This is a genomic window from Pseudomonas sp. DF11 (assembly GCF_058148565.1).
Genome location: NZ_JBYVYN010000002.1, coordinates 473,509 through 498,299, shown reverse-complemented (window position 1 = coordinate 498,299; position 24,791 = coordinate 473,509). Strand labels below are relative to the sequence as shown.

Below are 24,791 nucleotides of genomic sequence, written 5' to 3'. Positions count from 1 at the left end.
CACGCGGACGAACCTAAGAGTGTTGACGTTATTTACCCGACTTGACCTTGGTCCAGCTGCGGGTCATGAGTCGTTGGATCTTGGGCGGCAACTCGGAGTTGACGTAGAGCTTGTCGACGACCGCTTGCGGTGGATAAACCGCCTCATCGGTGCGTACTTTCTGGTCCATCAGCTCGCCAGCCTTCGGGTTTGGGTTGGCATAACCGACGGTGTCGCTGACCTGGGCGATCACCTCAGGCTTGAGCACATAATTGATGAAGGCATGGGCCTGCTTGACGTTGGTGGCGTCACGCGGGATCGCCAGCATGTCGAACCAGAGGTTGCCGCCTTCCTTGGGGATCACGTAGGCGATTTCGACGCCTTTGCCGGCCTCGCTGGCGCGGGCACGGGCCTGGAAGATGTCGCCGGAGAAACCGGCGGCCACGCAGATCTCGCCGTTGGCCAGATCGGAGATGTACTTGGAGGAATTGAAGTAAGTCACGTAAGGCCGGATCTTGAGGAGCTGGGCCTCGGCCTTCTTGTAGTCTTCAGGGTCTTCGCTGTTGGGATTCAGGCCCAGGTAATTGAGCATCGCCGGGATCATCTCGTCGCCCGAATCGAGGAACGAAACGCCGCAGCTGGACAGCTTCTTGATGTTTTCCGGCTCGAACAGCATGGCCCACGAGTCGATCTTCTCGACGCCCAGGACTGCCTTGATTTTCTCGACGTTGTAGCCGATGCCGTTGGTGCCCCACAGGTAAGGCACGGCGTACTGGTTGCCCGGATCGTTCTTTTCCAGGCGCTTGAGCAGCGCAGGGTCGAGGTTGGCGTAGTTGGGCAACTGCGCCTTGTCGAGCTTCTGGAACGCCCCGGCCTTGATCTGCTTGCCCAGGAAGTGGTTGGACGGCACGACCACGTCGTACCCGGTACGCCCGGCCAGCAACTTGCCTTCCAGGGTTTCGTTGGAGTCGAACACGTCATACACCGGCTTGATGCCAGTGGCTTTTTCGAAATCCGCCAGGGTGGTCTCGCCGATGTAGTCCGACCAATTATAAATATGCACGGTGGAGGCGGCCTGGACGCTGACGGCGAGCGTCAGGCCGGCGCCGACCAGCAAGGCGTTGCGTAACAAAGAAAAAACTGGCACGTGGAGGTCCTCTTAAATAGTTGGGCCCAAGTTGCCCCCGTCACTTGGCCAAGAGAGGCCCTGCAACAAAACCGGCGCGCAACTTACCCTCGATAAACCGATCCAGCAAAACTTTTAGTTATTTAATTGCTCCTGTTGCCGCCGCCGCGATGACAGCGACAACAGGAAGATGCTTCAGGCCGGCTTATTTACCGGATTTGATCTTGGTCCAGCTGCGGGTCAGGATCCGCTGGGTCGCGGACGGCAGATCGCTGATGGCGTACAGCTTGGCCTTCACTTCATCCGATGGGTAAATGCTCGGGTCACCGGAGATTTCCTTGTCCACCAACGCGGTGGCGGCCTTGTTGCCGTTAGGGAAGCGCACGTTGTCGGTGATCTCCGCCATGATTTCCGGCTGCATGATGAAGTTCATCCATTTATAGGCGGCTTCGACATTCTCGGCATCCTTGGGAATGGCGACCATGTCGTAGAACGAACCGGCACCTTCCTTGGGAATGGTGTAGGCCACTTTCACTTTGCCGCCAGCCTCGGCAGCCCGGCTCTTGGATTGCTCGATATCACCCGAGTAGCCCACGGCGACGCAGATGTTGCCGTTGGCCAGGTCGGAAATGTATTTGGAAGAGTGGAAGTAACCGATCGATGGACGCAACTTGAGGAACAGCGCTTCGGCGTCGGCCAGTTGCTTCTTGTCCTGGGTGTCGGTCGGGTAGCCAAGGTAATGCAGGGCCACCGGAATCATTTCGGTTGGCGAATCGAGGAAGCTCACGCCGCAGCTCTTGAGCTTGGCGATGTTCTCGGACTTGAGCAGGGTGTCCCAGGAATCGATCTTGTCGACGCCCAATGCGGCCTTGACCTTCTCGGGGTTGTAACCGATGCCGATGGTGCCCCACATGTAAGGGAAGGCGTGTTTGTTGCCCTGGTCGCTGGCATCGCCGACAGCCTTGAGCAGGTCGGTGTCCAGGTTCTTCCAGTTCGGCAGCTTGGACTTGTCCAGCTCCCGGTAGACACCGGCCTTGATCTGCTTGGCCAGGAAGTTGTTCGACGGCACCACGATGTCATAACCGGACTTGCCGGCCAGCAACTTGGCTTCCAGGGTTTCGTTGCTATCGAACACGTCGTAGACAACTTTGATCCCCGTTTCTTTCTCGAACTTGGCAACAGTGTCCGGCGCAATGTAGTCGGACCAGTTGTAGACGTGCAGCACTTTATCGTCCGCCTGAACGGCACCCGCCATCACGCCCATCAGGGACATGGCGAGGAGGGTCTTGCCAGCTATCTTCATACCTAATGTCTTCATGCCTAATGCCTTCATGAAAAAGTGCTCCAGTTATTCTTCTTAGCCACAGTTCAGTAGCCGACTCTCTGGCAACTTGAACAGGCGGTAGTCTGGCAAGTTACAGGGCAGGCTTTCAACACAAGCCCGGCCTTTTGTTCACGCCGGGCGAGGCCCTTGCAGGCACCTCGCTCAGAGCCTAGCACTTAGCCTTGCAACACACTGAGCGTCAGGTCCAGGCATTGCCGCGCCTTGGTCACCAGCTCATCGATCTCGGCCTTGCTGATCACCAGCGGCGGCGCAATGATCATGGTGTCGCCCACCGCGCGCATGATCAGCCCGTTATCGAAACAGAACTGCCGGCAGATCATGCCCACGCCCTTGCCTTCGTAGCGCTTGCGCGTGGCCTTGTCCTGGACCAGTTCGATCGCACCCAGCAAACCGACCCCGCGCACTTCACCCACCAGCGGATGATCGTTCAGCTCCCGCAAACGCTTCTGCAAATAGGGTGCCGTTTCAGCATGGACCCGCTCGATGATCTTTTCGTCGCGCAGGATGCGGATATTTTCCAGGGCCACCGCAGCGGCCACCGGGTGACCGGAATAGGTAAACCCGTGGTTGAAGTCACCGCCTTCGTTGAGCACCGCGACCACGTCGTCGCGCACGATCAGGCCGCCCATGGGGATATAGCCGGAGGTCAGGCCCTTGGCGATGGTCATCATGTGCGGTTTCAATCCGTAGTGATCGGTACCGAACCACTCACCGGTACGGCCGAACCCACAGATCACTTCGTCGGCCACGAACAGGATGTCGTACTTGGCGAGGATTTCCTTCATGCGCGGCCAGTAGCTGTCGGGCGGCACGATCACGCCGCCGGCACCCTGGATAGGCTCGGCGATGAAGGCACCGACGTTATCCACGCCGATCTCCAGGATCTTTTCTTCCAATTGGTTGGCCGCCCAGACGCCGAACTCTTCGGGGCTCATGTCGCCGCCTTCGCCGAACCAGTAGGGTTGGGCGATGTGGACAATGCCCGGGATCGGCAGGTCGCCCTGTTCGTGCATATAGGTCATGCCGCCCAGGCTCGCGCCGGCCACGGTCGAGCCGTGGTAACCGTTCTTGCGGCTGATGATGACTTTCTTGTCCGGCTGGCCCTTGATCGCCCAATAGTGGCGGACCATCCGCAGCATGGTGTCGTTGCCTTCGGAGCCGGAACCGGTGAAGAACACGTGATTCATGCCTTCAGGGGCGATGTCGGCGATGGCTTTGGACAGTTCCAGCACCGGCGGGTGGGCGGTCTGGAAGAACAGGTTGTAGTACGGCAGCTCACGCATCTGCTGGCTGGCGGCATCGGCCAGTTCTTCGCGACCGTAACCGACGGCCACGCACCAGAGGCCGGCCATGCCGTCGAGGATCTTGTTGCCTTCACTGTCCCAGAGGTAGACACCCTTGGCGTGGGTGATGATGCGCGGGCCTTTCTCTTTGAGCTGCTTGAAGTCGCTGAACGGCGCCAGGTGGTGATCGTTGCTCAGGGCCTGCCATTCACGGGTTTGCGGGTTATTGCGGGTCATGCCAATTCTCCTGTTATCGGTGAGGGCGAAGCTGCCTCAGGCAGCTTCGCCCGGCGCTTCAGACGGCAAAGAGCAGGAATTCCCGCTCCCACGAACTGATCACGCGCTTGAAGTTTTCATGCTCGGCCCGCTTGACCGCGACGTAGCCTGTGATGAATTTCTTGCCCAGGTATTTCTCGATGGTGGTGCTGTTTTCCATGCGTTCCAGGGCGTCTTCGATGGTCAGCGGCAAACGCAGGTTGCGGCGTTCGTAGCCTCGGCCCACCACCGGCGCGCTCGGGTTGATGCCTTCGACCATGCCGATGAAGCCACACAGCAGGCTGGCGGCAATCGCCAGGTACGGGTTGGCGTCGGCGCCCGGCAAGCGGTTTTCCACCCGACGGTTCTGCGGCACGGCATCCGGCACGCGCAAGCCCACGGTGCGGTTCTCTTCGCCCCACTCCACGTTCACCGGTGCCGAGGTGTCGGGCAGGAAGCGGCGGAACGAGTTGACGTTGGGGGCGAACAGCGGCAGCAGCTCGGGGATGAACTTCTGCAGGCCACCGATGTGGTGCAGGAACAGATCGCTCATGGTCCCGTCGTCATTGGAGAAGACGTTCTTGCCGGTTTCCTTGTCGATGATGCTCTGGTGCAGGTGCATCGCGCTGCCCGGCTCGCCGGTCATGGGCTTGGCCATGAAGGTGGCCGCCACATCATGCTTGAGCGCCGCCTCGCGCATGGTGCGCTTGAACACCAGGATCTGGTCGGCCAGGGACAGGGCATCGCCATGACGGAAGTTGATTTCCATCTGCGCCGTGCCGTCCTCGTGGATCAGGGTGTCGAGGTCCAGCTCCTGCAATTCGCACCAGTCATAGACGTCTTCGAACAGCGGGTCGAATTCGTTGGCCGCTTCGATCGAGAAAGACTGGCGGCCGGTTTCCGGGCGGCCGGAGCGGCCAATGGGCGGTTGCAGCGGAAAGTCCGGGTCGTCGCTGCGCTTGGTCAGGTAGAACTCCATCTCCGGCGCGACGATTGGCTGCCAGCCCTTGTCGGCGTAGAGCTTGAGCACCTTCTTGAGCACATTGCGCGGCGACAGCTCGATGGGATTGCCCTGCTTGTCGTAGGCGTCGTGAATGACCTGTGCGGTGGGCTCGATGGCCCAGGGCACAAGGAACACTGCGTTCTCGTCCGGGCGACAGATCATGTCGATGTCGGCTGGGTCGAGCAGTTCGTAATAGATGTCGTCTTCGACATAGTCGCCCGTAACGGTCTGGAGCAGAACGCTCTCGGGCAGGCGCATGCCTTTCTCGGCGATGAACTTGTTGGTCGGCGAGATCTTGCCCCGGGTGATACCGGTCAGGTCGCCAATCATGCATTCGACTTCTGTGATCTTATGGTCTTTCAACCAATCGGTGAGCTGGTCGAGGTTGTTACTCATAAATGCCTCTAGGCGTGAGTTTCCTGACTGCTATTAGTCGTCAGGCGTTGTTTGACGCATCGGCGTCGCGTTGTGTTGCCCTTGCTCGGCAGGCATCGCCAAATGCCTGGAAAATCGCAAGGTAGTGCGGGTTAGAGCTTACCTCCCATTCAGGGTGCCATTGCACACCTAAAGCAAAAGCCTTGCCTCCTGGCACCGAAACAGCCTCGATCAGGCCATCGGGCGCCACCGCTTCGGCCCGCAAACCGGGCGCCAGGCGCTCGATGCCCTGGCTGTGGATCGAGTTGACCTCTATCAGTTGGGGCAGCCCCAGGCCGGCCAGTACACCGCCAGGCTGGATATGCACGGCGTGGGCAGGACCGTATTGGACATCCACCGCTTGAGTGTCGTCTTCACGATGATCGATGAAGGTTCCGACTTCATGAACTTTCTGATGCAGGCTGCCGCCAAAGGCTACGTTCATCTCCTGGAACCCACGGCAGATACCCAGCACCGGGATGCCGGCGGCGACAGCGGCGCGGATCAGCGGCAGGGTGGTGGCGTCCCGTGCAGGATCATGAGCAGTGCCCGGCGCGCTGGCGGGGCCCTGATAATGAAAAGGTTCTACATTGGAAGGAGAGCCGGTGAAAAGAATGCCGTCCAGGGCGTCCAGAATATCGGACGGCGTGAACAGATCCGCCAGGGACGGAATCAGCATTGGCAAGCCCTTGGCGGCTGTCGCGACAGCCCGGGAATATTTATCGCCACTGATGTGATACGCATGCAGACCAATCTGCCTGGAGCAGGTGGTGACGCCGATTAACGGCAGGCGAGACATGAAGCACCCCGGTATTATTGCTGTTATGGGTTTGAATCGAGCTTAGCCTTGTTCATTTTTTTACACAACACCCCCGTAAAAAATACAACACGGCCCGCTCAAGCCTGCGGGCGCCAAGCCCGGCAAAGGGAAAAAAACGCCCTAAATTGCCTCAAAAAAGCCCCTAAGGTGCTTTTTTAGGGCAAAAAAGGCCCTGCTTGACTTCGGCATGCCGTTCGGGTTGACTGGGTTTCGAAGAGATCAATGATTGATATTTTTAACAACAAAGGTGTTGCATCATGTCGGTACCCCCGCGTGCCGTTCAGCTTAACGAAGCGAACGCGTTCCTTAAGGAACATCCTGAGGTTCTGTACGTTGACCTTCTGATTGCGGATATGAATGGTGTGGTGCGCGGCAAGCGCATAGAACGCACCAGCCTCCACAAGGTTTACGAGAAAGGCATCAACCTGCCGGCCTCTTTATTTGCCCTGGATATCAATGGCTCCACGGTGGAAAGCACCGGCCTGGGCCTGGACATCGGCGATGCTGACCGAATCTGCTATCCAATCCCTGACACCCTGTGCAACGAGCCTTGGCAGAAGCGCCCCACCGCGCAACTGTTGATGACCATGCACGAACTCGAAGGCGAGCCTTTCTTCGCCGACCCGCGTGAAGTCCTGCGCCAGGTCGTGACCAAGTTCGATGAACTGGGCCTGACCATCTGCGCCGCATTCGAGCTGGAGTTCTACCTGATCGACCAGGAGAACGTGAATGGACGCCCACAACCGCCCCGCTCGCCGATCTCCGGCAAACGCCCGCACTCGACACAGGTCTACCTGATCGATGACCTCGACGAATACGTCGATTGCCTCCAGGACATTCTGGAAGGGGCCAAGGAGCAAGGCATTCCCGCCGACGCCATCGTCAAGGAAAGTGCCCCGGCGCAGTTCGAAGTGAACCTGCACCACGTGGCCGACCCGATCAAGGCCTGCGACTACGCGGTCCTGCTCAAGCGCCTGATCAAGAACATCGCCTACGACCATGAAATGGACACCACCTTCATGGCCAAGCCGTATCCGGGCCAGGCGGGCAATGGTCTGCACGTCCACATCTCGATCCTGGATAAAGAGGGCAAGAATATTTTTGCCAGCGAGGATCCCGAGCAGAACGCCGCGCTGCGTCACGCGATCGGCGGTGTGCTCGAGACCCTGCCCGCGCAGATGGCTTTCCTCTGCCCGAACGTGAACTCCTACCGTCGTTTCGGCGCACAGTTCTACGTGCCGAACTCGCCGACCTGGGGCCTGGACAACCGCACCGTGGCCTTGCGTGTCCCTACCGGCTCGGCCGATGCCGTGCGCCTGGAACACCGCGTTGCCGGCGCCGACGCCAACCCGTACCTGCTGATGGCCTCCGTACTGGCGGGTGTGCATCACGGCCTGGTCAACAAGATCGAGCCCGGTGCGCCGGTGGAAGGCAACAGCTACGAGCAGAACGAGCAAAGCCTGCCGAACAACTTGCGCGATGCCCTGCGCGAGCTGGACGACAGCGAAGTCATGGCCAAGTACATCGACCCGAAATACATCGATATCTTCGTGGCCTGCAAGGAGAGTGAGCTGGAGGAGTTCGAACACTCCATCTCCGACCTTGAGTACAACTGGTACCTGCATACCGTGTAAGCGGTTGCTGTAAAGAAAGACGCCGCAGGCCTCCAGGGCTGCGGCGTTTTTTATGGGCGCTCATTGACCATTGTGGCGAGGGGATTTATCCCCGCTAGGGTGCGTAGCGCCCCTGAAACCAACCGCCTCGTTGTGTCAGGCTGGACGCCATTCGGTCGGGTCGGGGCTGCTACGCAGCCCAGCGGGGATGAATCCCCTTGCCACTGGAAATCCTCACCACAAGACCAGGCTATGGACCATCTGCCCGCTCTGCGTACAATGCCCGGCAGCCCCGCAGGAGACACTCATGACGCGCATCGCCACCCCTCGCAAACCCCGCGCACGCAGCCAGGCCCGGATCGACACCATTCTGGATGCCGCCCGTACGCTGCTTGCCGCCGAAGGCGTGGCCAGCCTGTCGATCTACAGCGTCGCCGAACGTGCGGGGATCCCGCCCTCTTCCGTCTACCACTTCTTCGCCAGCGTCCCGGCGTTGCTCGAAGCGTTGACCGCCGATGTCCATGCGGCCTTTCGCGCCTGCCTGCAGGCACCGATCGACCACGCCGCGCTGAACCACTGGCACGACCTGTCACGGCTGGTAGAGCAGCGCATGCTCACCATCTACAGCCAGGACGCCGCCGCGCGCCAATTGATCCTGACCCAGCATGGCCTGACCGAAGTCACCCAGGCCGACCGCCAGCACGACCTCGAACTGGGCGCCCTGATGCATAAGGTTTTCGATCACCATTTCGAACTGCCAAGCCTGCCCGGCGACGTCGACGTGTTCGCCCTGGCCATGGAACTGGGTGACCGTGTCTACGCCCGCTCGGTGCAACAACACGGCCAGATCACCCCGCGCATGGCCGAAGAAGGCATGCGGGTGTTCGATGCGTACCTGGGGCTGTATCTGCCACCGTATCTGCCCAAGCGTTCTGATTGATCGTTCTCCGCGTGGGAACGATAAGCCCCGAAGGGCTCACGCCGTCCGGGGCTGTGGGTGGAGCATCGCTCACAACTTGGCGATAGACACCTCGGTGGACTTGACGAAGGCGATCACTTCGCTGCCGATCGCCAGCTCCAGCTCTTTGACCGAGCGGGTGGTGATGACCGAAGTGACGATGCCCGAAGCGGTCTGTACGTCGATTTCCGACAGCACGTCGCCTTCGACGATTTCCTTGATGGTGCCTTTGAACTGGTTGCGTACGTTGATGGCTTTGATAGTCATGGTGTCGATTCCTGTCTGGATGAAGTTATTGCGCCCAACGCAGTTGCGTGGGCAAGGGTGAAACGGGTTCGGGTTCCGGCGGTTGGCCGGGCAAGGACAGCACACGGTTGAGGACTTCGGTTTCCAGGCTCGCCAGGCGATGAGAGCCGCGAACCCTTGGGCGTGGCAGGTCGATGGCCAGGTCGAGGCCGATCTGGCCGTCCTCGATCAGGATCACCCGGTCGGCAATCGCCACCGCCTCGCTGACGTCGTGGGTCACCAGCAACACGGTGAAGCCATGCTGCTGCCAGAGGTTTTCGATCAGTTGCTGCATTTCGATTCGGGTCAGGGCGTCCAGCGCTCCCAAGGGTTCGTCGAGCAACAGCAGGCGCGGCTGATGAATCAGCGCACGGGCCAGGGCCACTCGCTGTTTCTGTCCGCCGGAAAGCGCCGCCGGCCACTCATGGGCGCGGTCGGCCAAGCCCACCGCTTCCAGTGCTTGCAACGCCTGCGGGCGCCAGTTGCCCTTCAGCCCGAGGCCGACGTTATCGATGATTTTTTTCCAGGGCAGCAATCGCGCCTCCTGGAACATCAACCGCGTGTCTTCCCGTGCGGCGCTCAGGGACGCGGAGCCCGCCAGCAACTCCCCACCCGTAGGCTGGTCGAGGCCGGCCAGCAAACGCAGCAAAGTACTTTTGCCACAGCCACTGCGACCAACCACGGCCACGAACTGCCCGGCCGGGATATGCAGGTCGATGTCACGCAGCACCTGGCGCGAACCGAAGGTTTTTTGCAGCTTGCGCACAGCCAGCGGAATGCCTCGCAGCAGGCGTGGAGGTTGTTGGGCGGTCATGCGACACCTCCCTTGTTCACTTGGTACGCCGGGTGCCAGCGCAGCCAGACCCGCTCAAGCCCGCGGGCCGCAAGATCGGCCAATTTGCCCAGCACGGCGTACAGGAGAATCGCCAGCACCACCACATCGGTTTGCAGGAATTCCCGGGCATTCATCGCCAGATAACCGATACCGGAGCTGGCCGAGATGGTTTCCGCCACGATCAGCGTCAGCCACATGAAGCCCAGGGCAAAGCGCACGCCCACCAGGATCGAAGGCAAGGCACCCGGCAGGATCACTTGGCGAAACAGGCTGAAGCCGGACAAGCCGTAGCTGCGGGACATTTCCACCAGCGCCGGATCGACGTTGCGAATCCCGTGGTAGGTGTTGAGGTAGATGGGAAACAGCGTGCCCAGGGCCACCAGGAAAATCTTCGCTGACTCGTCGATGCCGAACCACAGGATCACCAGCGGGATCAGCGCCAGGTGCGGAACGTTCCGGACCATTTGCACGGAGCTGTCCAACAGGCGCTCGCCCCATTTCGACAAACCGGTGATAAAGCCCAGGGTCAGGCCGATGCCACCGCCGATCAGGAAGCCCACCGCTGCGCGCCAACCGCTGATGGCAAGGTGCGTCCAGATCTCGCCGCTACGCACCAAGTTCACCCCAGCTTCGATCACTGCCACAGGTGCCGGCAGGATCCGCGTGGATAACCAACCCGCCGACACCGACAGTTGCCACACCGCCAGCAACAGCAGCGGCACCGCCCAAGGCGCGAGGTTGTGGATAATTTTCTTCATGGCCGCCTCAGCTCTGGGACGCGGCTTTGGGAAGAATATCGTTGGCGACCATTTCCCCGAACGGGCTCACATAGCCCTGGCTCTTCGGCAACTCCGGGCGCTCCACGTCCAGATGCGGGAACAACAGTTCCGCCACGCGATAGGACTCTTCCAGGTGTGGATAACCGGAGAAAATGAATGTGTCGATCCCCAGGTCCGCGTATTCCTTGACCCGCGCCGCCACGGTCGGGCCATCACCCACCAACGCCGTTCCGGCGCCGCCGCGCACCAGGCCGACACCGGCCCAGAGGTTGGGGCTCACTTCCAGCTTGTCGCGTCGGCCACCGTGCAGCGCCGCCATGCGTTGCTGGCCCACCGAATCGAAGCGCGCCAGGGAGGCCTGGGCACGGGCGATGGTCTCGTCGTCCAGGTGAGAGATCAGCCGGTCGGCCGCCTGCCAGGCTTCGGCGTTGGTTTCCCGCACGATCACATGCAGGCGGATACCGAAGCGTACGGTACGACCAAGCTTGGCGGCCTTGGCCCGCACTTGTTCGATCTTTTCCGCCACGGCTGCGGGGGGTTCGCCCCAGGTCAACACCATTTCCACTTGCTCGGCGGCCAGGTCTTGGGCGGCTTCCGAAGAACCACCGAAATACAGCGGCGGACGCGGTTGCTGGATCGGCGGATAGAGCAGCTTGGCCCCCTTCACACTGATGTGTTCGCCGTCGTAATCCACGGTTTCGCCTTCCAGCACACGGCGCCAGATGCGGGTGAATTCCACCGACGCCTGGTAGCGCTCTTCGTGGTCCAGGAACAAGCCGTCGCCGGCCAGTTCGTCCGGGTCACCGCCAGTCACCAGGTTGAACAACGCGCGCCCGCCGGACAACCGGTCGAGGGTCGCGGCCTGGCGCGCCGCCACCGTCGGGGAAATGATCCCGGGGCGCAGGGCAACGAGGAACTTCAGGCGCTGGGTCACCGGTATCAACGAAGCGGCCACCAGCCAGGAATCCTCGCAGGAACGCCCGGTGGGAATCAGCACGCCGCCGAAACCCAGTCTATCCGCCGCCTGGGCGACCTGCTGCAGGTAGCCGTGGTCGACGGCGCGGGCGCCTTCGGCGGTGCCAAGGTAATGGCCGTCGCCGTGGGTAGGCAGGAACCAGAAAATATTGAGGCTCATGGAGTGGTCTCCTAAGGAATCGAATTACTGCGCTTTCGCAACGGCCGCCGGCGGCGTCCAGATCACGTCCTTGATGCTCAAGGGTTTGGGAATCAATTTGAGCTGGTAGAAGCTGTCGGCGATTTTCTGCTGCGCCGCCACCACTTCCGGCGTGAGGAACAACGCCCCATAGCCTTGGCGTTTCACCGACGTCAGGGTGATGTCCGCCGGCAGGCCGAGCAGTGGCGATACCTGCTTGGTCACGTCTTCAGGGTTGGCCTTGGACCATTCCCCCACTGCGCGCACTTCTTCCACCAGCGTCGCGATGACCTGGGGATTTTTTTGCGCATAGGGTTTGGTGGCGAGATAAAACTGGTGGTTATCGACGATGCCTTTGCCGTCACGCAGGGTGCGCGCCTGCAACTGTTGTTCGGCGGCAGCCTGGTACGGATCCCAGATCACCCATGCGTCGACACTGCCACGCTCGAACGCCGCGCGGGCGTCGGCCGGCGGCAGGAAAACGGTCTGGATGTCGGAATACTTGAGACCGGCATCTTCCAGCGCCCGCACCAGCAGGTAGTGGACGTTGGAGCCTTTGTTCAGCGCGACTTTCTTGCCCTTGAGGTCTTGCACCGACTGGATCGCCGAACCCTTGGGCACCAGGATGGCCTCGCTGGTAGGCGCTGGCGGCTCGTAGGCGACGTAGAGCAGATCAGCGCCCGCGGCCTGGGCGAATACCGGCGGGGTTTCACCGGTCACACCAAAGTCGATGGAGCCGACGTTCAGGCCTTCGAGCAGTTGCGGGCCGCCGGGGAATTCGGTCCATTGCACATCCACGCCTTGGGCGGCGAGACGTTTTTCCAATGAGCCCTTGGCCTTGAGCAGCACCAGGGTGCCGTATTTCTGGTAACCGATCCGCAAGGTTTCGGCTTGGGCTTGGGTGATGACGCCGAGGGACACAGCCGCAGCAAACAGAGCGACCAGCCCGCGACGCAAAATGACAGTGCGCATGGCGCCTCTCCTTTTTGCTGTGGGGTTTTGGCTGCACCTGCTTGGCCGTTGGCGGCTGAGTAAGGTGAGTTGAATCAGTGGTGTTCGGGGTTCAAATGCTCCAGCGAGCACTCAGCAAACGTTCGTTCAATACATTGGGATCCAGCGGCCTGGGCCGACGGGCCATGGCGCTGAAAAACTGTTCCAGCGCTTCGTCCAGGCGCTGTTGCAGGGCCGGCGCCAACTGCGCCTGGGCGCTGCCTTCGCCATAAGCGATCTGGCTGTCTTCGGCAAAGATCCCGTGGAGCATTTCCTGGGCCTTGAGCGCCGACAACACTGGCTTGAGGGCGTAATCCACCGCCAGCATGTGGGCGATGCTGCCGCCGGTTGCCATCGGCAACACCACTTTATGGGCCAGGGCGCGCTCAGGCAGCAGGTCCAGCACGGTCTTCAGCGCACCGGAAAAAGACGCCTTGTACACCGGCGTGGCGATCAACAGGCCATCGGCGTTTTCGATCTGCTGGAGCAGGTCGACCACCTTCGGGCTATCGAAACGGGCATGGAGCAGATCTTCGGCCGGAAAGTCGCGCACCTGATAACTCACCACTTCCACACCTTGTTGCTGCAACCAGCGTTGCGAGCGCTCCAGCAGCACCCCGGAGCGGGAGCGTTGGCTGGGACTGCCACCGAGTGAGACGACCAACATGCCTACCATTCCTTAACTGTCACGTGCGATTCGCGGCGGGCGATCTCGCTGCATGGGTCAAACCATAACAGGGGATTAATATATCTTTAAATCATATTTATTCATTTGGTTATTCGATATGGAGATATACAAATTGCCTTATTCGGGGCATTAAAAAAGGCCGTCGGAACGGCCAAAACCCTTGGTGCACAGAAATCCCTTTGTGGGAGCGAGCCTGCTCGCGATGGCGTCGGATCTGCCAGCAGCGATGTCGACTGATAGACCACTATCGCGAGCAGGCTCGCTCCCACAGGTTCAGGTTGCGTCAGCGATTGGGCTGCGGGGTGAGGCGCAGGTAGGGCTTCACGGCGCGGTAGCCCTTGGGAAAGCGCTGCTTGAGTTCCTCTTCATCCTTGAGCGACGGCACGATCACTACCTCATCACCGTCCTGCCAGTTGGCCGGCGTGGCGACTTTGTAGTTGTCGGTCAGTTGCAGAGAATCGATCACCCGCAGGATTTCGTTGAAATTGCGCCCGGTGCTGGCCGGGTAAGTGATGGTCAGGCGAATCTTCTTGTTCGGATCGATCACGAACAGTGAACGCACAGTCAAGGTGTCGCTGGCGTTGGGGTGGATCAGGTCGTAAAGGTCCGACACCTTGCGGTCGGCATCGGCCAGGATCGGAAAATTGACCACGGCGTTCTGGGTCTCGTTGATGTCCTCGATCCACTTGTGGTGCGAGTCCACCGGGTCTACCGAGAGGGCAATGGCCTTGACCCCACGCTGGGCGAATTCGTCCTTGAGCTTGGCGGTCAGGCCCAGCTCGGTGGTGCATACGGGGGTGAAATCCGCCGGGTGAGAAAACAGCACGCCCCAGCTGTCGCCGAGCCATTCGTGGAAGCGAATCTTGCCGGCGCTGGAATCCTGTTCGAAGTCGGGGGCGATGTCGCCAAGTCTGAGGCTCATGGTGCGGCTCCTGGATGAGGTTGTTGTGAGCCCAACTTTGCACCGGTTTTGATTGCTTTAAAAAGAATAAATATCCATTTATCTAGATCTTTAGTGAATATAAAAAACTGTTCACTGGCGCCATTCCGCATACCGGCCCAAGATCGATTCCGAGGTTTCGAGAAGGCCTCGAGTTGCTGAAAGAGGAGAAGTTTCGAGGAAGGCTACAGGGGTGGGCCCGACTCGAAAACGTAAAAGCCCCGCCCGGCGTGTTGCCGGGCGGGGCTTTTTTTTGTTTTGTACCCACACTACGGAAATTATTGAGGCGATTTCAGGACGAGCGGCTAGGATAGGCAGGATGAACACTCAAGCCTTGCTGACTCATCTGCAAAACCATCTCCCTGGACTGCTGGCGGTTTACCTGTTCGGTAGCCATGCACAGGGCACCGCTGGGCCTGACAGTGATGTCGATTTGGCTGTGCTTTTGTCGGGCGAAGTCGATCCTGTGTCGTTATGGCAGCTTTCAGGTGATCTGGCGGATATCGCGGGCAGTCCGGTGGATCTGATTGATTTACGCGGGGCAACAACCGTCATGCAATACCAGATTGTGACCCGAGGCCAGAGACTCTGGGCCAGAGACGTACAGGCGGGATTGTTCGAGTGTTTCATTCTCAGCGAAAAAACCGCTCTCGATGAGGCTCGGGCGGGATTGCTCAAGGATATTCAGGAAGAAGGCAGCGTGTATGGCGATGACGTACTGATCAATAAAGCCGCCAGTATCGAACGTTGCGTCGCCAGGGTACGGGAAGAGTACGAGAAGGATCCCGCTACGTTTGCCACCGACTTCACTCGCCAGGATTCGGCAGTCCTGAACATCCAGCGTTCGTGTGAAGCGGCACTGGATATGGGGCAGCATTTGATTCGCCGTGAACGACTGGGTGTCCCGCAAAGTGCCCGCGATACATTCGAGTTGCTTTTCCAAGGAGGCTGGATGCAAGAGGGTTTGGTGAAAAACCTGAAGAACATGGTGGGTTTCAGGAATATCGCCGTGCATGACTACCAAGCCCTGCAATTGCCGATCATGGTCGCGATCATTACCGGGCATCTGGACGATTTCCTGGCGTTCAGCGCGTTCATTCTGCGTAAGGACGCGATGGAGACCAAGGGATAAAGCGAGATCCGGCTCGTTGAGCCAAAAACGCAAAAGCCCCGCCCGGCGTGCTGCCGGGCGGGGCTTTTTTACTTCGCTACGTCTTACATGAAGTTGTAAGTGTAGTTGAAGATCAGGCGGGTCTGATCCTGGCTGTCGCCTGCACCGCTGCTGCGGTAGGTACCCTGACGCAGGGTAGTGCCGAAGCCTTTCAACGCGCCCTGCTGGATCACGTAATCCACACGCATGTCGCGTTCCCACTCGGAGTAATCGCTTGCGCCGTTGGCGGTTTTGACGTCGTCACCACGCAGGTAGGCAACCGAGGCTTTCAGGCCTGGAACGCCCAGGGAAGCGAAGTCATAGGAGTACTGACCGAAGGTGGTGTTTTCACCGGCACGGACAAACCCGTTGATCATGCTGTCGGTGAACAGGTAGAAGCTCGAGCCGCCGGCACCTTCGGGACGACCGTTGCTGTTAACCACGTTGCCCTGGTTCAGGTATACGAAGCCACCGTCATCACCGACTTGCTGGTGACCCAGCAGGAAGGCGCTGCCGCCGAGGGTGTAAGTGAACATGGCGCTCCAGGTCTTGTTATCGACCTCGCCCGCATGCTTGGCATAACCGCCGTTGTTGTTGAACCGATAACCCGCGTCGCCGTTGCGACCATCGGAACTGCTGTCGAAGTAACGCAGGTCCGTCTTGAAGGATTGACCTTCGCTGATCGGGAAAACATGCACCGCGCCCAGGAAGTGTTGCTTGTAGTAATCCTGCAGGTTGGCGTAGTAGTACTGCAGCGTCAGGTCCTTGGTGACCTTCCAGTCAGCACCGCCAAAGCGGAACTGGTTGCTGTCCTGGGTACCGCCCGCCACTGCCAGGCCGGTGCTGTTGCTCGATGCACGGCCTGTGGCGTGTTCCAACTGACCGGCGTTGAACGTGACGTTGTCGATTTCCTTGGAGGTGATGGTGCCACCTTCAAAGGTTTGCGGCAGCAGACGGCTGTCGTTGGCAACCAGGATCGGCAGGTTAGGCGCCAGGGCACCGCCCAGGTGGGCCTCGGTCTTGGAGAAAAGCGCCTTTACGTTACCGGACAGACGGCTCCAATCATGTACCGCCGAACCATCGGTCTCAGCTGGCATATAGGAGCCGTTGTTACGGCCCCGGCCGCCATCGAGACGAATACCAACCAGCGCCTGGGCGTCGATACCGAAGCCAACAACACCTTGAGTGAAGCCGGATTTGTAGTCGAACTTGAGGCCGGTGCCCGTTTCGCGCAGATCCTCGCTACCCGTTTCATGGTTGTCGTTATTGAAATACAACGTACGAGAACTGACAGACGCCTTGCTGTCTTCGATAAAACCGGCGGCGCCTGCCTGCTGCGCCAAAACCCCAACGGCCACAGCCAGGGCCAAGGTGGACTTGTTCATGCTTCGCTCCTCTCGTTTTCTAATTCTTGTGTGTCTTTGGTTCCGGATCGAACGCCCGGATTCCGCGGATGCGCGATTAGCGCCAGACCGTGACTGACAAGTCAATCGTAACCATTTGTGAGTACGACTATGGTCTAACCCCCACTACACCGGTCCGCAGGATAATGGATTCTCTATAATTCCAAAAAGAATTGTTTCAACAGTTTTCAGCTCTTTTCGACATATGGTTGCCATCAAAGCGTCATCAAGCCGAGACAAGGCTTATCGGCGCCGTTGAGGAATCCTGAAGCGTGTTTCGTCGCAACGGTGGTCAGGCGTACCAACGCTCGTACATGCCGCGATCTTGAGCCCTCCCAGACTAGTCGCTCATTGTCTGAAATCAAGAAGACCGCGGCAGCACGTAATGCTGTTCACTTAAGGCGTGCCTGACTCATTGTGGCGAGGGGATTTATCCCCGTTGGGCTGCGTAGCGGCCCCAAAAGCTTGAATGCGATTCACCTGGCCCTGCGGCGACCGGGGTCAGGGCTGCTGCGCAGCCCAACGGGGATAAATCCCCTCGCCACAGGTTCATCTACCTTCTCAAGTGAATAGCATTAGCGGCAGCACGGGTTTTTAGACGGGTCGCTCAGAGCGCTTTTTCGAAGATCTTCGAATTACGCTGGTAGTTGTAGAGCGACGCCCGCGCGGCTGGCAGACGGTCGACGCTGCTGGGCTCGAAGCCGCGCTCGCGGAACCAGTGGGCAGTCCGGGTCGTCAGTACGAACAGCGTCTTGAGCCCTTGGGCCCGAGCCCGGGCTTCGATCCGTTCCAGCAGCTCATCGCCCCGGCCACCGTGGCGGTACTCCGGGTTCACTGCCAGGCAGGCCAGTTCCCCGGCATCCGAATCGGCGATCTGGTACAGCGCTGCGCAGGCGATGATCATGCCTTCGCGCTCGACCACGCTGAACTGTTCGATCTCACGCTCCAGTACTTCGCGAGAACGACGCACCAGGATCCCCTGCTCTTCCAGCGGGCTGATCAGGTCCAGCAGCCCGCCGACATCCTCAATGGCCGCTTCGCGTACCACTTCGAATTGCTCCTGGGCCACCAGCGTGCCGCTGCCATCGCGGGTGAACAGCTCAGCCAGCAGCGCACCGTCCTCGGCATAGCTGACGATATGGCTGCGCGCGACGCCGCCGCGACAGGCCTGGGCCGCCGCATCCAGCAGTTCGGCCTGATAGTCGCTGCCCAGCCGTTGCATGTGGGCCGGGACCTGTTGCGGACGCAGTTCGCGCACCAACCGACCGTCTTCGCCGATCAGTCCCTGCTCGGCCCCGAACAGCAGCAGCTTGTCGGCCGCCAGGTCGATGGCCGCCCGGGTGGCGACGTCTTCGCAGGCGAGGTTGAAGATCTCTCCGGTGGGCGAATACCCCAGCGGCGACAGCAGCACGATGGAGCGCTCGTCCAGCAGGCGATTGATGCCCTTGCGATCGACCCGACGGACTTCGCCGGTATGGTGATAGTCCACGCCTTCCAGCACGCCGATCGGGCGCGCGGTGACCAGGTTGCCGCTGGCGACCCGCAGCCGCGAGCCCTGCATGGGCGAGGAGGCCATGTCCATGGACAGGCGTGCCTCGATAGCGATGCGCAGTTGGCCGACCGCATCGATCACGCATTCCAGTGTGGCGGCATCGGTGATGCGCATGCCGTGGTGATAATGGGGCGTCAGCCCCCGTGCAGCGAGGCGGGCCTCGATTTGCGGGCGCGAACCATGGACCAGCACCAGGCGCACGCCGAGGCTGTGCAGCAGCACCAGGTCATGGACGATGTTGCCGAAGTTTGGGTGTTCCACCCCGTCGCCGGGCAGCATGACGATGAAGGTGCAATCGCGGTGGGCGTTGATGTAGGGCGAAGCGTGGCGAAGCCAATTGACGTATTCGGGCATGAACCTGGACCTGTAATAAATAACAGCCAAAAAAAGACGAAACAGAACGCACAACGGGCTGGTGGTTATCGTCGGAACAGGCTTGGCGACACGCGCGCTCTCCTCATGTGATGAATACGGGCCCGCAAGGGGGCAATTTAACCGGCTGTGGCCGGCGTCAGGCAGTAATGACCGATCAACTGCCGCAACAGCTGTACGGTAGGTTGCAAACGTGACATTTCAAGGTACTCGCCCGGTTGGTGGGCACAGGCGATATCGCCAGGACCGAGTACCAGGGTTTCGCAGCCAAGGCGCTGAAGATAAGGCGCTTCGGTGCCAAACGCCACTGCTTCGGCTCGATGGCCGGTGAGTCGCTCGGCCACCCGTACCAGTTCGCAGTCCTCGACCTGCTCGAACGGCGGCACTTCGGGGAACAGCGGGGCGTAGTCGATCTTGACCTTATGGCGCTCGGCGATGGGGTCGAGCTTCTGCTGGATCGCCGCACGCAGCACTTGTGGATCCATGCCGGGCAAGGGCCGCAGGTCGAATTCCATGGAGCACTGGCCGCAAATCCGGTTGGGATTGTCGCCACCGTGGATGCAGCCGAAGTTCAGGGTCGGCTGCGGCACGGTGAACTGCGGGTTACGGAACTCACGCTGCCATTGCAGGCGCAGGCCACGCAGTTCGCCCATGGCATCGTGCATGGCTTCCAGCGCGCTGTGGCCCAGGCTCGGGTCGGAGGAATGACCGCTGCGCCCGAGAATATCGATGCGCTCCATCATCACACCTTTGTGCAGGCGAATCGGCCGCAGGCCGGTCGGTTCGCCGATCACCGCCGCGCGCCCCAGCGGCCGTCCGGCATCGGCCAGGGCCCGGGCGCCAGCCATGGAGCTTTCTTCGTCGCAGGTGGCGAGGATCAGCAGCGGCTGCTTGAACGGTTGGTCCAGCAGCGGCTTGACCGCTTCAATGGCCAAGGCGAAAAAACCTTTCATGTCGCAGCTACCCAGGCCAACCCAGCGGCCATCGACCTCGGTGAGCTTCAGCGGGTCGGTCTGCCACAACGCGCCGTCGAACGGCACCGTGTCGCTGTGACCCGCCAGCACCAGGCCACCGGGACCACTGCCAAAACTGGCCAGCAGGTTGAATTTGCCCGGGCTGACCTGTTGGATATCGCAGGAAAACCCAAGCTCAGTGAGCCAGCCTGCCAACAGCTCGATCACGGCACTGTTGGACTGGTCGAGCCCAGGCTGGGTACAACTGACCGAAGGCGCGGCGATCAGGGCAGCGAATTGATCTTTCATGGACGGCAAAGGCATCGCTGACTCCGGGCTTACAGATTGATGTCCATCATAGAACCATCCGGCGCAAGGAATAAACCGCCGCAGCACCTAGGGCCAATGAGTCCTGTACACTGCACGGCCTTGGCAGCCACACCTTCCCCCGGCTGCACACCCGATCCCTGGATTTTCCGGCCATGCAGAAAGAAACCGAAATCAAACTCCGCGTCAGCCGCGAGACCCTGGCAGCCTTGCGCGAGCATCCGCTGCTGAAAAAACGCAACAAGAGTGGCTGGGAACGCCACGAACTGATGAACCAGTATTTCGACACGCCGGAGCGTGACCTGGCCCGGGCCAAGGTTGCCCTGCGCCTGCGTCGCGACGGCGAAGAGGTGATCCAGACCCTCAAGACCCGCGGCCAGAGCGTCGCCGGCCTGTCCGAACGCAACGAATACGACTGGCACCTGCCCAAGGCCAAGCTCGACCTGAAGAAGCTCGACGGCGAATGCTGGCCCGAGGCCTTGGCCGAACTGGACAAGAAAACCCTCAAGGCCATCTTCACCACCGATTTCGTTCGCGACCGCGCTGAAATCGCCTGGGGTCGGGGCAAAAGCAAAGTGGTTATCGAAGCTGCCCTGGACCTGGGCCATGTCGTGGTTGGCAAGCAGAAGGAAGAAATCTGCGAGCTGGAACTGGAGCTGCGCGAAGGCGAACCCGCCGCCCTGCTGGAACTGGCAGCCGAACTGGCCGCGACCCTGCCGTTGATGCCTTGCGACATCAGCAAGGCCGAGCGTGGCTATCGCCTGTATGACGCAGGCAGCTATGCCCTGAGCCTGCCAGCCCCGCAACTGACCGCCGAAACGCCGCTGGACGACGCCTTCGCCGCGCTGAGCTGGCATTTGCTCGGCAGCAGCCAGCGCCTGGCCGAGCAGTACCGCTTCAATGGCCACTGGCGCCTGTTGCAGGATTGGGTGGAAAACCTCGCCGAACTGCGCGCCCTGCTCAGCAGCCTCGGCCAGGCCGCACCGCGCCAATCGACCCATGACTTGCGCCTGGCCCTGGACGCCCTGCTGGAAGACTGGCGCCCGCTGGTCCAGGCAGGCCTGGATGACGAAGACGTGCGCAAGGCCGCGCCGGAACAGTTCCTCGAAGAGCTGCAAGACCCGCGCTGGGGCCTGTTTTCCCTCAACACTTCACGCTGGCTGCTGGCTCGTAGCTGGGCCGCCGAGCGCAACACCCGCGGCAATCGCCAGGGCGCGGCGCAATTGGGCAGCTGGTTGCCGCGCCTGCTGGGCGAAGAGTCCTCGTCCTTGCAATTGCAGCGTTACCAGCAACAACCGGAAGACCTCGCCGAGCAATTGCCGCGCATCGAACGCATCCAGGCCTGGCTGCACCACGCCCGTCATGTGCTGGAGATCCCGGAAATGGATCGCCTCTACGGTGAGCTGAACAAACTGGCGCAACTGGCCAACGCACCGATCACCGACGAAGCGCTGGACGCTCGTAAGCAACAGGCGATCGCGGTTTACCAGAATCGGGCGTGGAAGACTTTGCTGCGTCTGTAACCGAGATATCTGCGGCATCTGTCATATCGCCTTCGCGAGCAAGCCCGCTCCCACACTGGATCTCTGCCATACACGCTATTTGTGTTCACTAGAGATCAAATGTGGGAGCGGGCTTGCTCGCGAAGAGGCCAGCACATTCAACCCGAGTCCAACTATCGCACCACCGGCAAACTCGTGGTCGACTTGATCTCCGACAGCGCCACGATCGAGTTCACTTCCTGGATCCCCGGCACCATCGACAGCTTCTCGAAAAAGAATCGCTCATAGGCCTCGATGTCCGCCGTAACGATGCGCAGCAGAAAATCCACCGACCCCATCAGCACGTAACACTCCAGCACCTCGGGGAAGCCGCGAATCGCCTCGGTGAACTCGGTGAAATTCGAACGTCCGTGGGCGTTGAGTTTGATTTCGGCGAAAATCTGCGTATTGAGGCCGATTTTCTTCCGATCCAGCAGCGTCACCTGGCCGCGAATGATGCCCTCCTCCTTCATCCGCTGGATCCGTCGCCAGCATGGCGATTGAGACAAACCAACCTGCTCGGCGATCTGCGCACTGGACAGCGAGGCATCTTCCTGCAGCAGCGCCAGTATCCTGCGGTCGTAGCCGTCCAACTCGCTATGCATAATCAAACCCATAATTATTGATTTTTAGAATCAGACAATTCGAAACACCGTCAATTTCACGCATCTTAGATAAGAAATACCCCAAGACGCATGTAAATATTTCTCCCGCCCCCAAGGAGACCGAACATGCCCCCACTCGAAGCCGTTGCCCTTGCCCCGACCCGCGCCGATGCCTGGCACGCCGCCAGTACCCATTGCCGGGCGCGGTACCAGCTGTTGGCCGAAGCCGAGCCGGATTTACTGTGCCGGGCGTTGAACCTGTTTGCCTTGCAGGGCCTGACGCCGCAGCAGGTTCATGTCGAGCGCCTCGACGATACGCTGTCGCTGGACATCGTCATGGACGGGCTGAGCTGGCACCGTGCCCAGGTCATCGCGGAAAAATTACGTAACCTGATCAGCGTCTGCTCGGTGGACCTGCAAGATGCTGATATTGCGCAGGTTGGGCCGGCCCAAGCAGCGGGATGAGCCTGCACGGGCAAGATTTCGCAACGCATTGGTCGGGTAGTGGCCCAACGGTCCATAGGGTCGGGACTATTCTTTTGCAGACCGAGCGAGGACGCCGAAGCGTCTGTATCGCGGCTTTGCTGCAATTGTCCAATAGGAACCCGCATGTCCACCAAACACGCCACTCAGGACCGCTGGCTGGACCTCAACGATCTGCTGCGCCAACTGGTCGCCCAGGGCTTCATCAGCCAGGATTCAGCCGAAACCGCGCTTAACGCCCGCCGACGCCACAGCGCCAATGCCCAGCTGCATCCCCTGGAGTTCATCGCCAACCAGCACCTGGACGACCTCAGCCGCCCCGGCAAGCGCCTGGACCTGGAGAGCCTGACCCTATGGTTGTCCCAGCAGGCCGGCCAGCCCTACATGCGTATCGACCCGTTGAAAATCAACGTCGCGGCCGTGACGCCCTTGATGTCCTATGCCTTTGCCCAGCGCCACAAGATCCTCGCGGTGGCGGTCGATCGTGACGCCGTCACCGTCGCCAGCGCACAACCTTACGTCAACAGCTGGGAAGCCGACCTGACCCACGTGCTCAAGCTGCCGATCAAGCGGGTGGTCGCCAACCCGGTGGACATCCAGCGCTTGAGCGTGGAGTTCTATCGCCTGGCCAAATCGGTCAGCGGCGCCACTACGGTCGACCAGCAACCGAGCAACCTGAGCAATTTCGAACAGTTGCTCAACCTCGGTGCCAGCGACCAGGAGCCGGACGCCAATGACGCCCACATCGTCAATATCGTCGACTGGCTGTTCCAGTACGCCTTCCAGCAGCGCGCCAGCGATATCCACATCGAACCGCGCCGCGAGCAGGGCACCGTACGGTTTCGCATCGACGGGGTGCTGCACACCGTCTATCAGTTCCCGCCGCAGGTCACGATGGCGATCGTCAGCCGCCTCAAGAGCCTGGGGCGGATGAACGTCGCGGAAAAACGCAAACCCCAGGACGGCCGGGTCAAGACCAAGACCCCGGACGGCGGCGAAGTGGAATTGCGTCTGTCGACCTTGCCCACGGCGTTCGGCGAAAAAATGGTCATGCGGATCTTCGACCCGGAAGTGTTGCTCAAGGACTTCGACCAACTCGGTTTCTCCGCCGACGACCTGCGCCGCTGGCAAGACATGACCCGCCAGCCCAACGGCATCATCCTGGTGACCGGGCCTACCGGTTCCGGCAAGACCACCACCCTCTACACCACCCTCAAGAAGCTGGCGACGCCGGAAGTGAACCTCTGCACCATCGAAGACCCGATCGAGATGGTCGAGGCATCCTTCAACCAGATGCAGGTCCAGCACAACATCGACCTGAGCTTCGCTGCCGGGGTGCGGGCCCTGATGCGACAAGACCCGGACATCATCATGATCGGTGAGATCCGCGACCTGGAGACCGCTGAAATGGCGATCCAGGCGGCGCTCACCGGGCACCTTGTCCTGTCGACGCTGCACACCAACGACGCGCCGAGCGCCATCAGTCGCCTGCTGGAGCTGGGTGTGCCCCATTACCTGATCAAGGCCACCGTGCTCGGGGTCATGGCCCAGCGGCTGGTGCGCACCCTGTGCCCGCAGTGCAAGGCCCCCCTGACCCTGGATGAAGATGACTGGCAGACCCTGACCCGGCCCTGGCAGGCACCGCTGCCGAGCAATGCCCAACAAGCCGTCGGTTGCCTGGAATGCCGCGACACCGGTTACCGCGGCCGCGCCGGGGTCTACGAGATCATGCAACTGACCGACAGCGTCAAGGCCTTGATCCACCCCGACACCGACCTGTTGGCGGTGCGCCGCCAGGCCTTCAAGGAAGGCATGCGCAGCCTGCGCTTGTCGGGGGCGCAGAAGGTGGCGGCGGGCTTGACCACTGTCGAGGAAGTGCTGCGGGTGACGCCACAGAGCGAGCAGAAGTAGTTGTGGCAGCACCTGTGGCGAGGGGATT

General features: G+C 60.6%; 22 protein-coding genes and 1 pseudogene. 7 read left to right on the top strand and 16 right to left on the bottom strand.

The features are described 5' to 3' along the window. Positions 1–28 precede the first annotated feature (28 nt). The 5 genes from AC30D9_RS08920 to AC30D9_RS08900 all read right to left on the bottom strand — a co-directional run bounded on the left by AC30D9_RS08920 (position 29) and on the right by AC30D9_RS08900 (position 6,204). Complete coding sequence (locus AC30D9_RS08920) at positions 29–1,126, bottom strand: polyamine ABC transporter substrate-binding protein (protein ID WP_134926281.1); 1,098 nt, start codon at positions 1,124–1,126, stop codon at positions 29–31. A gap of 184 nt (positions 1,127–1,310) precedes the next feature. Then, complete coding sequence (locus AC30D9_RS08915) at positions 1,311–2,408, bottom strand: polyamine ABC transporter substrate-binding protein (RefSeq protein WP_490143991.1); 1,098 nt, start codon at positions 2,406–2,408, stop codon at positions 1,311–1,313. Between the two features lie 197 nt (positions 2,409–2,605). Next, positions 2,606–3,970 (bottom strand): aspartate aminotransferase family protein, encoded by a 1,365-nt coding sequence (locus tag AC30D9_RS08910; protein ID WP_307572580.1) that lies wholly within the window; start codon positions 3,968–3,970, stop codon positions 2,606–2,608. 58 nt (positions 3,971–4,028) lie between these two features. Beyond that, positions 4,029–5,387 (bottom strand): glutamine synthetase family protein, encoded by a 1,359-nt coding sequence (locus tag AC30D9_RS08905; protein ID WP_490143895.1) that lies wholly within the window; start codon positions 5,385–5,387, stop codon positions 4,029–4,031. 40 nt (positions 5,388–5,427) lie between these two features. Beyond that, the gene (locus AC30D9_RS08900) at positions 5,428–6,204 is read right to left on the bottom strand and encodes a gamma-glutamyl-gamma-aminobutyrate hydrolase family protein (protein ID WP_490143894.1); all 777 of its coding nucleotides are present in this window, start codon (positions 6,202–6,204) and stop codon (positions 5,428–5,430) included. Positions 6,205–6,482: 278 nt separating this feature from the next. Here AC30D9_RS08900 and AC30D9_RS08895 point away from each other — a divergent pair, with 278 nt between their 5' ends. Further along, positions 6,483–7,859, top strand: coding sequence for a glutamine synthetase family protein (locus tag AC30D9_RS08895; protein WP_109752536.1), 1,377 nt, complete (start codon positions 6,483–6,485; stop codon positions 7,857–7,859). Between the two features lie 286 nt (positions 7,860–8,145). Continuing rightward, positions 8,146–8,778, top strand: a complete 633-nt coding sequence (locus AC30D9_RS08890; protein WP_134926285.1) for a TetR/AcrR family transcriptional regulator — start codon at positions 8,146–8,148, stop codon at positions 8,776–8,778. A 69-nt stretch (positions 8,779–8,847) separates the two neighbouring features. Here AC30D9_RS08890 and AC30D9_RS08885 read toward each other — a convergent pair whose 3' ends face one another. From AC30D9_RS08885 to AC30D9_RS08855, 7 genes are all read right to left on the bottom strand, one after another. After that, a complete protein-coding gene (locus AC30D9_RS08885; RefSeq protein ID WP_003177394.1) occupies positions 8,848–9,063 on the bottom strand; it encodes a TOBE domain-containing protein in 216 nt (71 codons plus the stop codon). A gap of 25 nt (positions 9,064–9,088) precedes the next feature. Further along, the gene (ssuB, locus tag AC30D9_RS08880) at positions 9,089–9,895 is read right to left on the bottom strand and encodes an aliphatic sulfonates ABC transporter ATP-binding protein (protein WP_134926286.1); all 807 of its coding nucleotides are present in this window, start codon (positions 9,893–9,895) and stop codon (positions 9,089–9,091) included. Next, positions 9,892–10,674 carry an aliphatic sulfonate ABC transporter permease SsuC gene (ssuC, locus tag AC30D9_RS08875; protein WP_060740151.1) on the bottom strand — a complete coding sequence of 261 codons (783 nt, stop codon included), beginning with the start codon at positions 10,672–10,674 and terminating at the stop codon, positions 9,892–9,894. Before ssuC ends, ssuB begins: the two co-directional genes overlap by 4 nt. A 7-nt stretch (positions 10,675–10,681) precedes the next feature. Next, positions 10,682–11,830, bottom strand: coding sequence for an FMNH2-dependent alkanesulfonate monooxygenase (gene ssuD, locus AC30D9_RS08870; protein ID WP_307572591.1), 1,149 nt, complete (start codon positions 11,828–11,830; stop codon positions 10,682–10,684). A gap of 24 nt (positions 11,831–11,854) precedes the next feature. Next, positions 11,855–12,820: a sulfonate ABC transporter substrate-binding protein gene (locus tag AC30D9_RS08865; protein ID WP_307572592.1), complete on the bottom strand. Its 966-nt coding sequence runs from the start codon at positions 12,818–12,820 to the stop codon at positions 11,855–11,857. Positions 12,821–12,911: 91 nt separating this feature from the next. Further along, the gene (gene ssuE / locus AC30D9_RS08860) at positions 12,912–13,505 is read right to left on the bottom strand and encodes an NADPH-dependent FMN reductase (protein ID WP_092333046.1); all 594 of its coding nucleotides are present in this window, start codon (positions 13,503–13,505) and stop codon (positions 12,912–12,914) included. A 304-nt stretch (positions 13,506–13,809) separates the two neighbouring features. After that, a complete protein-coding gene (locus AC30D9_RS08855; RefSeq protein ID WP_024617266.1) occupies positions 13,810–14,448 on the bottom strand; it encodes a peroxiredoxin in 639 nt (212 codons plus the stop codon). 337 nt (positions 14,449–14,785) lie between these two features. On the opposite strand from AC30D9_RS08855, the pseudogene mntA reads away from it, so the two are divergent. Both mntA and hepT read left to right on the top strand, forming a co-directional pair. Next, a pseudogene (mntA, locus tag AC30D9_RS08850) lies at positions 14,786–15,175 on the top strand (type VII toxin-antitoxin system MntA family adenylyltransferase antitoxin); the annotation flags it as partial. Next, the gene (gene hepT, locus AC30D9_RS08845) at positions 15,167–15,598 is read left to right on the top strand and encodes a type VII toxin-antitoxin system HepT family RNase toxin (protein WP_490143990.1); all 432 of its coding nucleotides are present in this window, start codon (positions 15,167–15,169) and stop codon (positions 15,596–15,598) included. The pseudogene mntA and the gene hepT, both read left to right, overlap by 9 nt. A gap of 83 nt (positions 15,599–15,681) precedes the next feature. On the opposite strand, the gene AC30D9_RS08840 is transcribed toward hepT, so the two are convergent. The 3 genes from AC30D9_RS08840 to argE all read right to left on the bottom strand — a co-directional run bounded on the left by AC30D9_RS08840 (position 15,682) and on the right by argE (position 20,220). After that, positions 15,682–17,001: an OprD family porin gene (locus tag AC30D9_RS08840; RefSeq protein WP_134926290.1), complete on the bottom strand. Its 1,320-nt coding sequence runs from the start codon at positions 16,999–17,001 to the stop codon at positions 15,682–15,684. A 625-nt stretch (positions 17,002–17,626) separates the two neighbouring features. After that, positions 17,627–18,925 carry an amino-acid N-acetyltransferase gene (gene argA / locus AC30D9_RS08835; RefSeq protein ID WP_134926291.1) on the bottom strand — a complete coding sequence of 433 codons (1,299 nt, stop codon included), beginning with the start codon at positions 18,923–18,925 and terminating at the stop codon, positions 17,627–17,629. Positions 18,926–19,062: 137 nt separating this feature from the next. After that, entirely contained in the window at positions 19,063–20,220 is a 1,158-nt protein-coding gene (gene argE, locus AC30D9_RS08830) for an acetylornithine deacetylase (protein WP_307572600.1), read from the bottom strand. Positions 20,221–20,378: 158 nt separating this feature from the next. Here argE and AC30D9_RS08825 point away from each other — a divergent pair, with 158 nt between their 5' ends. Next, entirely contained in the window at positions 20,379–21,746 is a 1,368-nt protein-coding gene (locus AC30D9_RS08825) for a CYTH domain-containing protein (protein WP_307572602.1), read from the top strand. Between the two features lie 152 nt (positions 21,747–21,898). On the opposite strand, the gene AC30D9_RS08820 is transcribed toward AC30D9_RS08825, so the two are convergent. Next, positions 21,899–22,369, bottom strand: coding sequence for an Lrp/AsnC family transcriptional regulator (locus AC30D9_RS08820; protein ID WP_038856038.1), 471 nt, complete (start codon positions 22,367–22,369; stop codon positions 21,899–21,901). A gap of 126 nt (positions 22,370–22,495) precedes the next feature. Between AC30D9_RS08820 and AC30D9_RS08815 the strand changes: the two genes are divergently transcribed. After that, positions 22,496–22,834 (top strand): ACT-like domain-containing protein, encoded by a 339-nt coding sequence (locus tag AC30D9_RS08815; protein WP_134926294.1) that lies wholly within the window; start codon positions 22,496–22,498, stop codon positions 22,832–22,834. Between the two features lie 144 nt (positions 22,835–22,978). Further along, positions 22,979–24,763: a type IV pilus assembly ATPase TfpB gene (gene tfpB, locus AC30D9_RS08810; protein WP_134926295.1), complete on the top strand. Its 1,785-nt coding sequence runs from the start codon at positions 22,979–22,981 to the stop codon at positions 24,761–24,763. Positions 24,764–24,791: the final 28 nt, after the last annotated feature.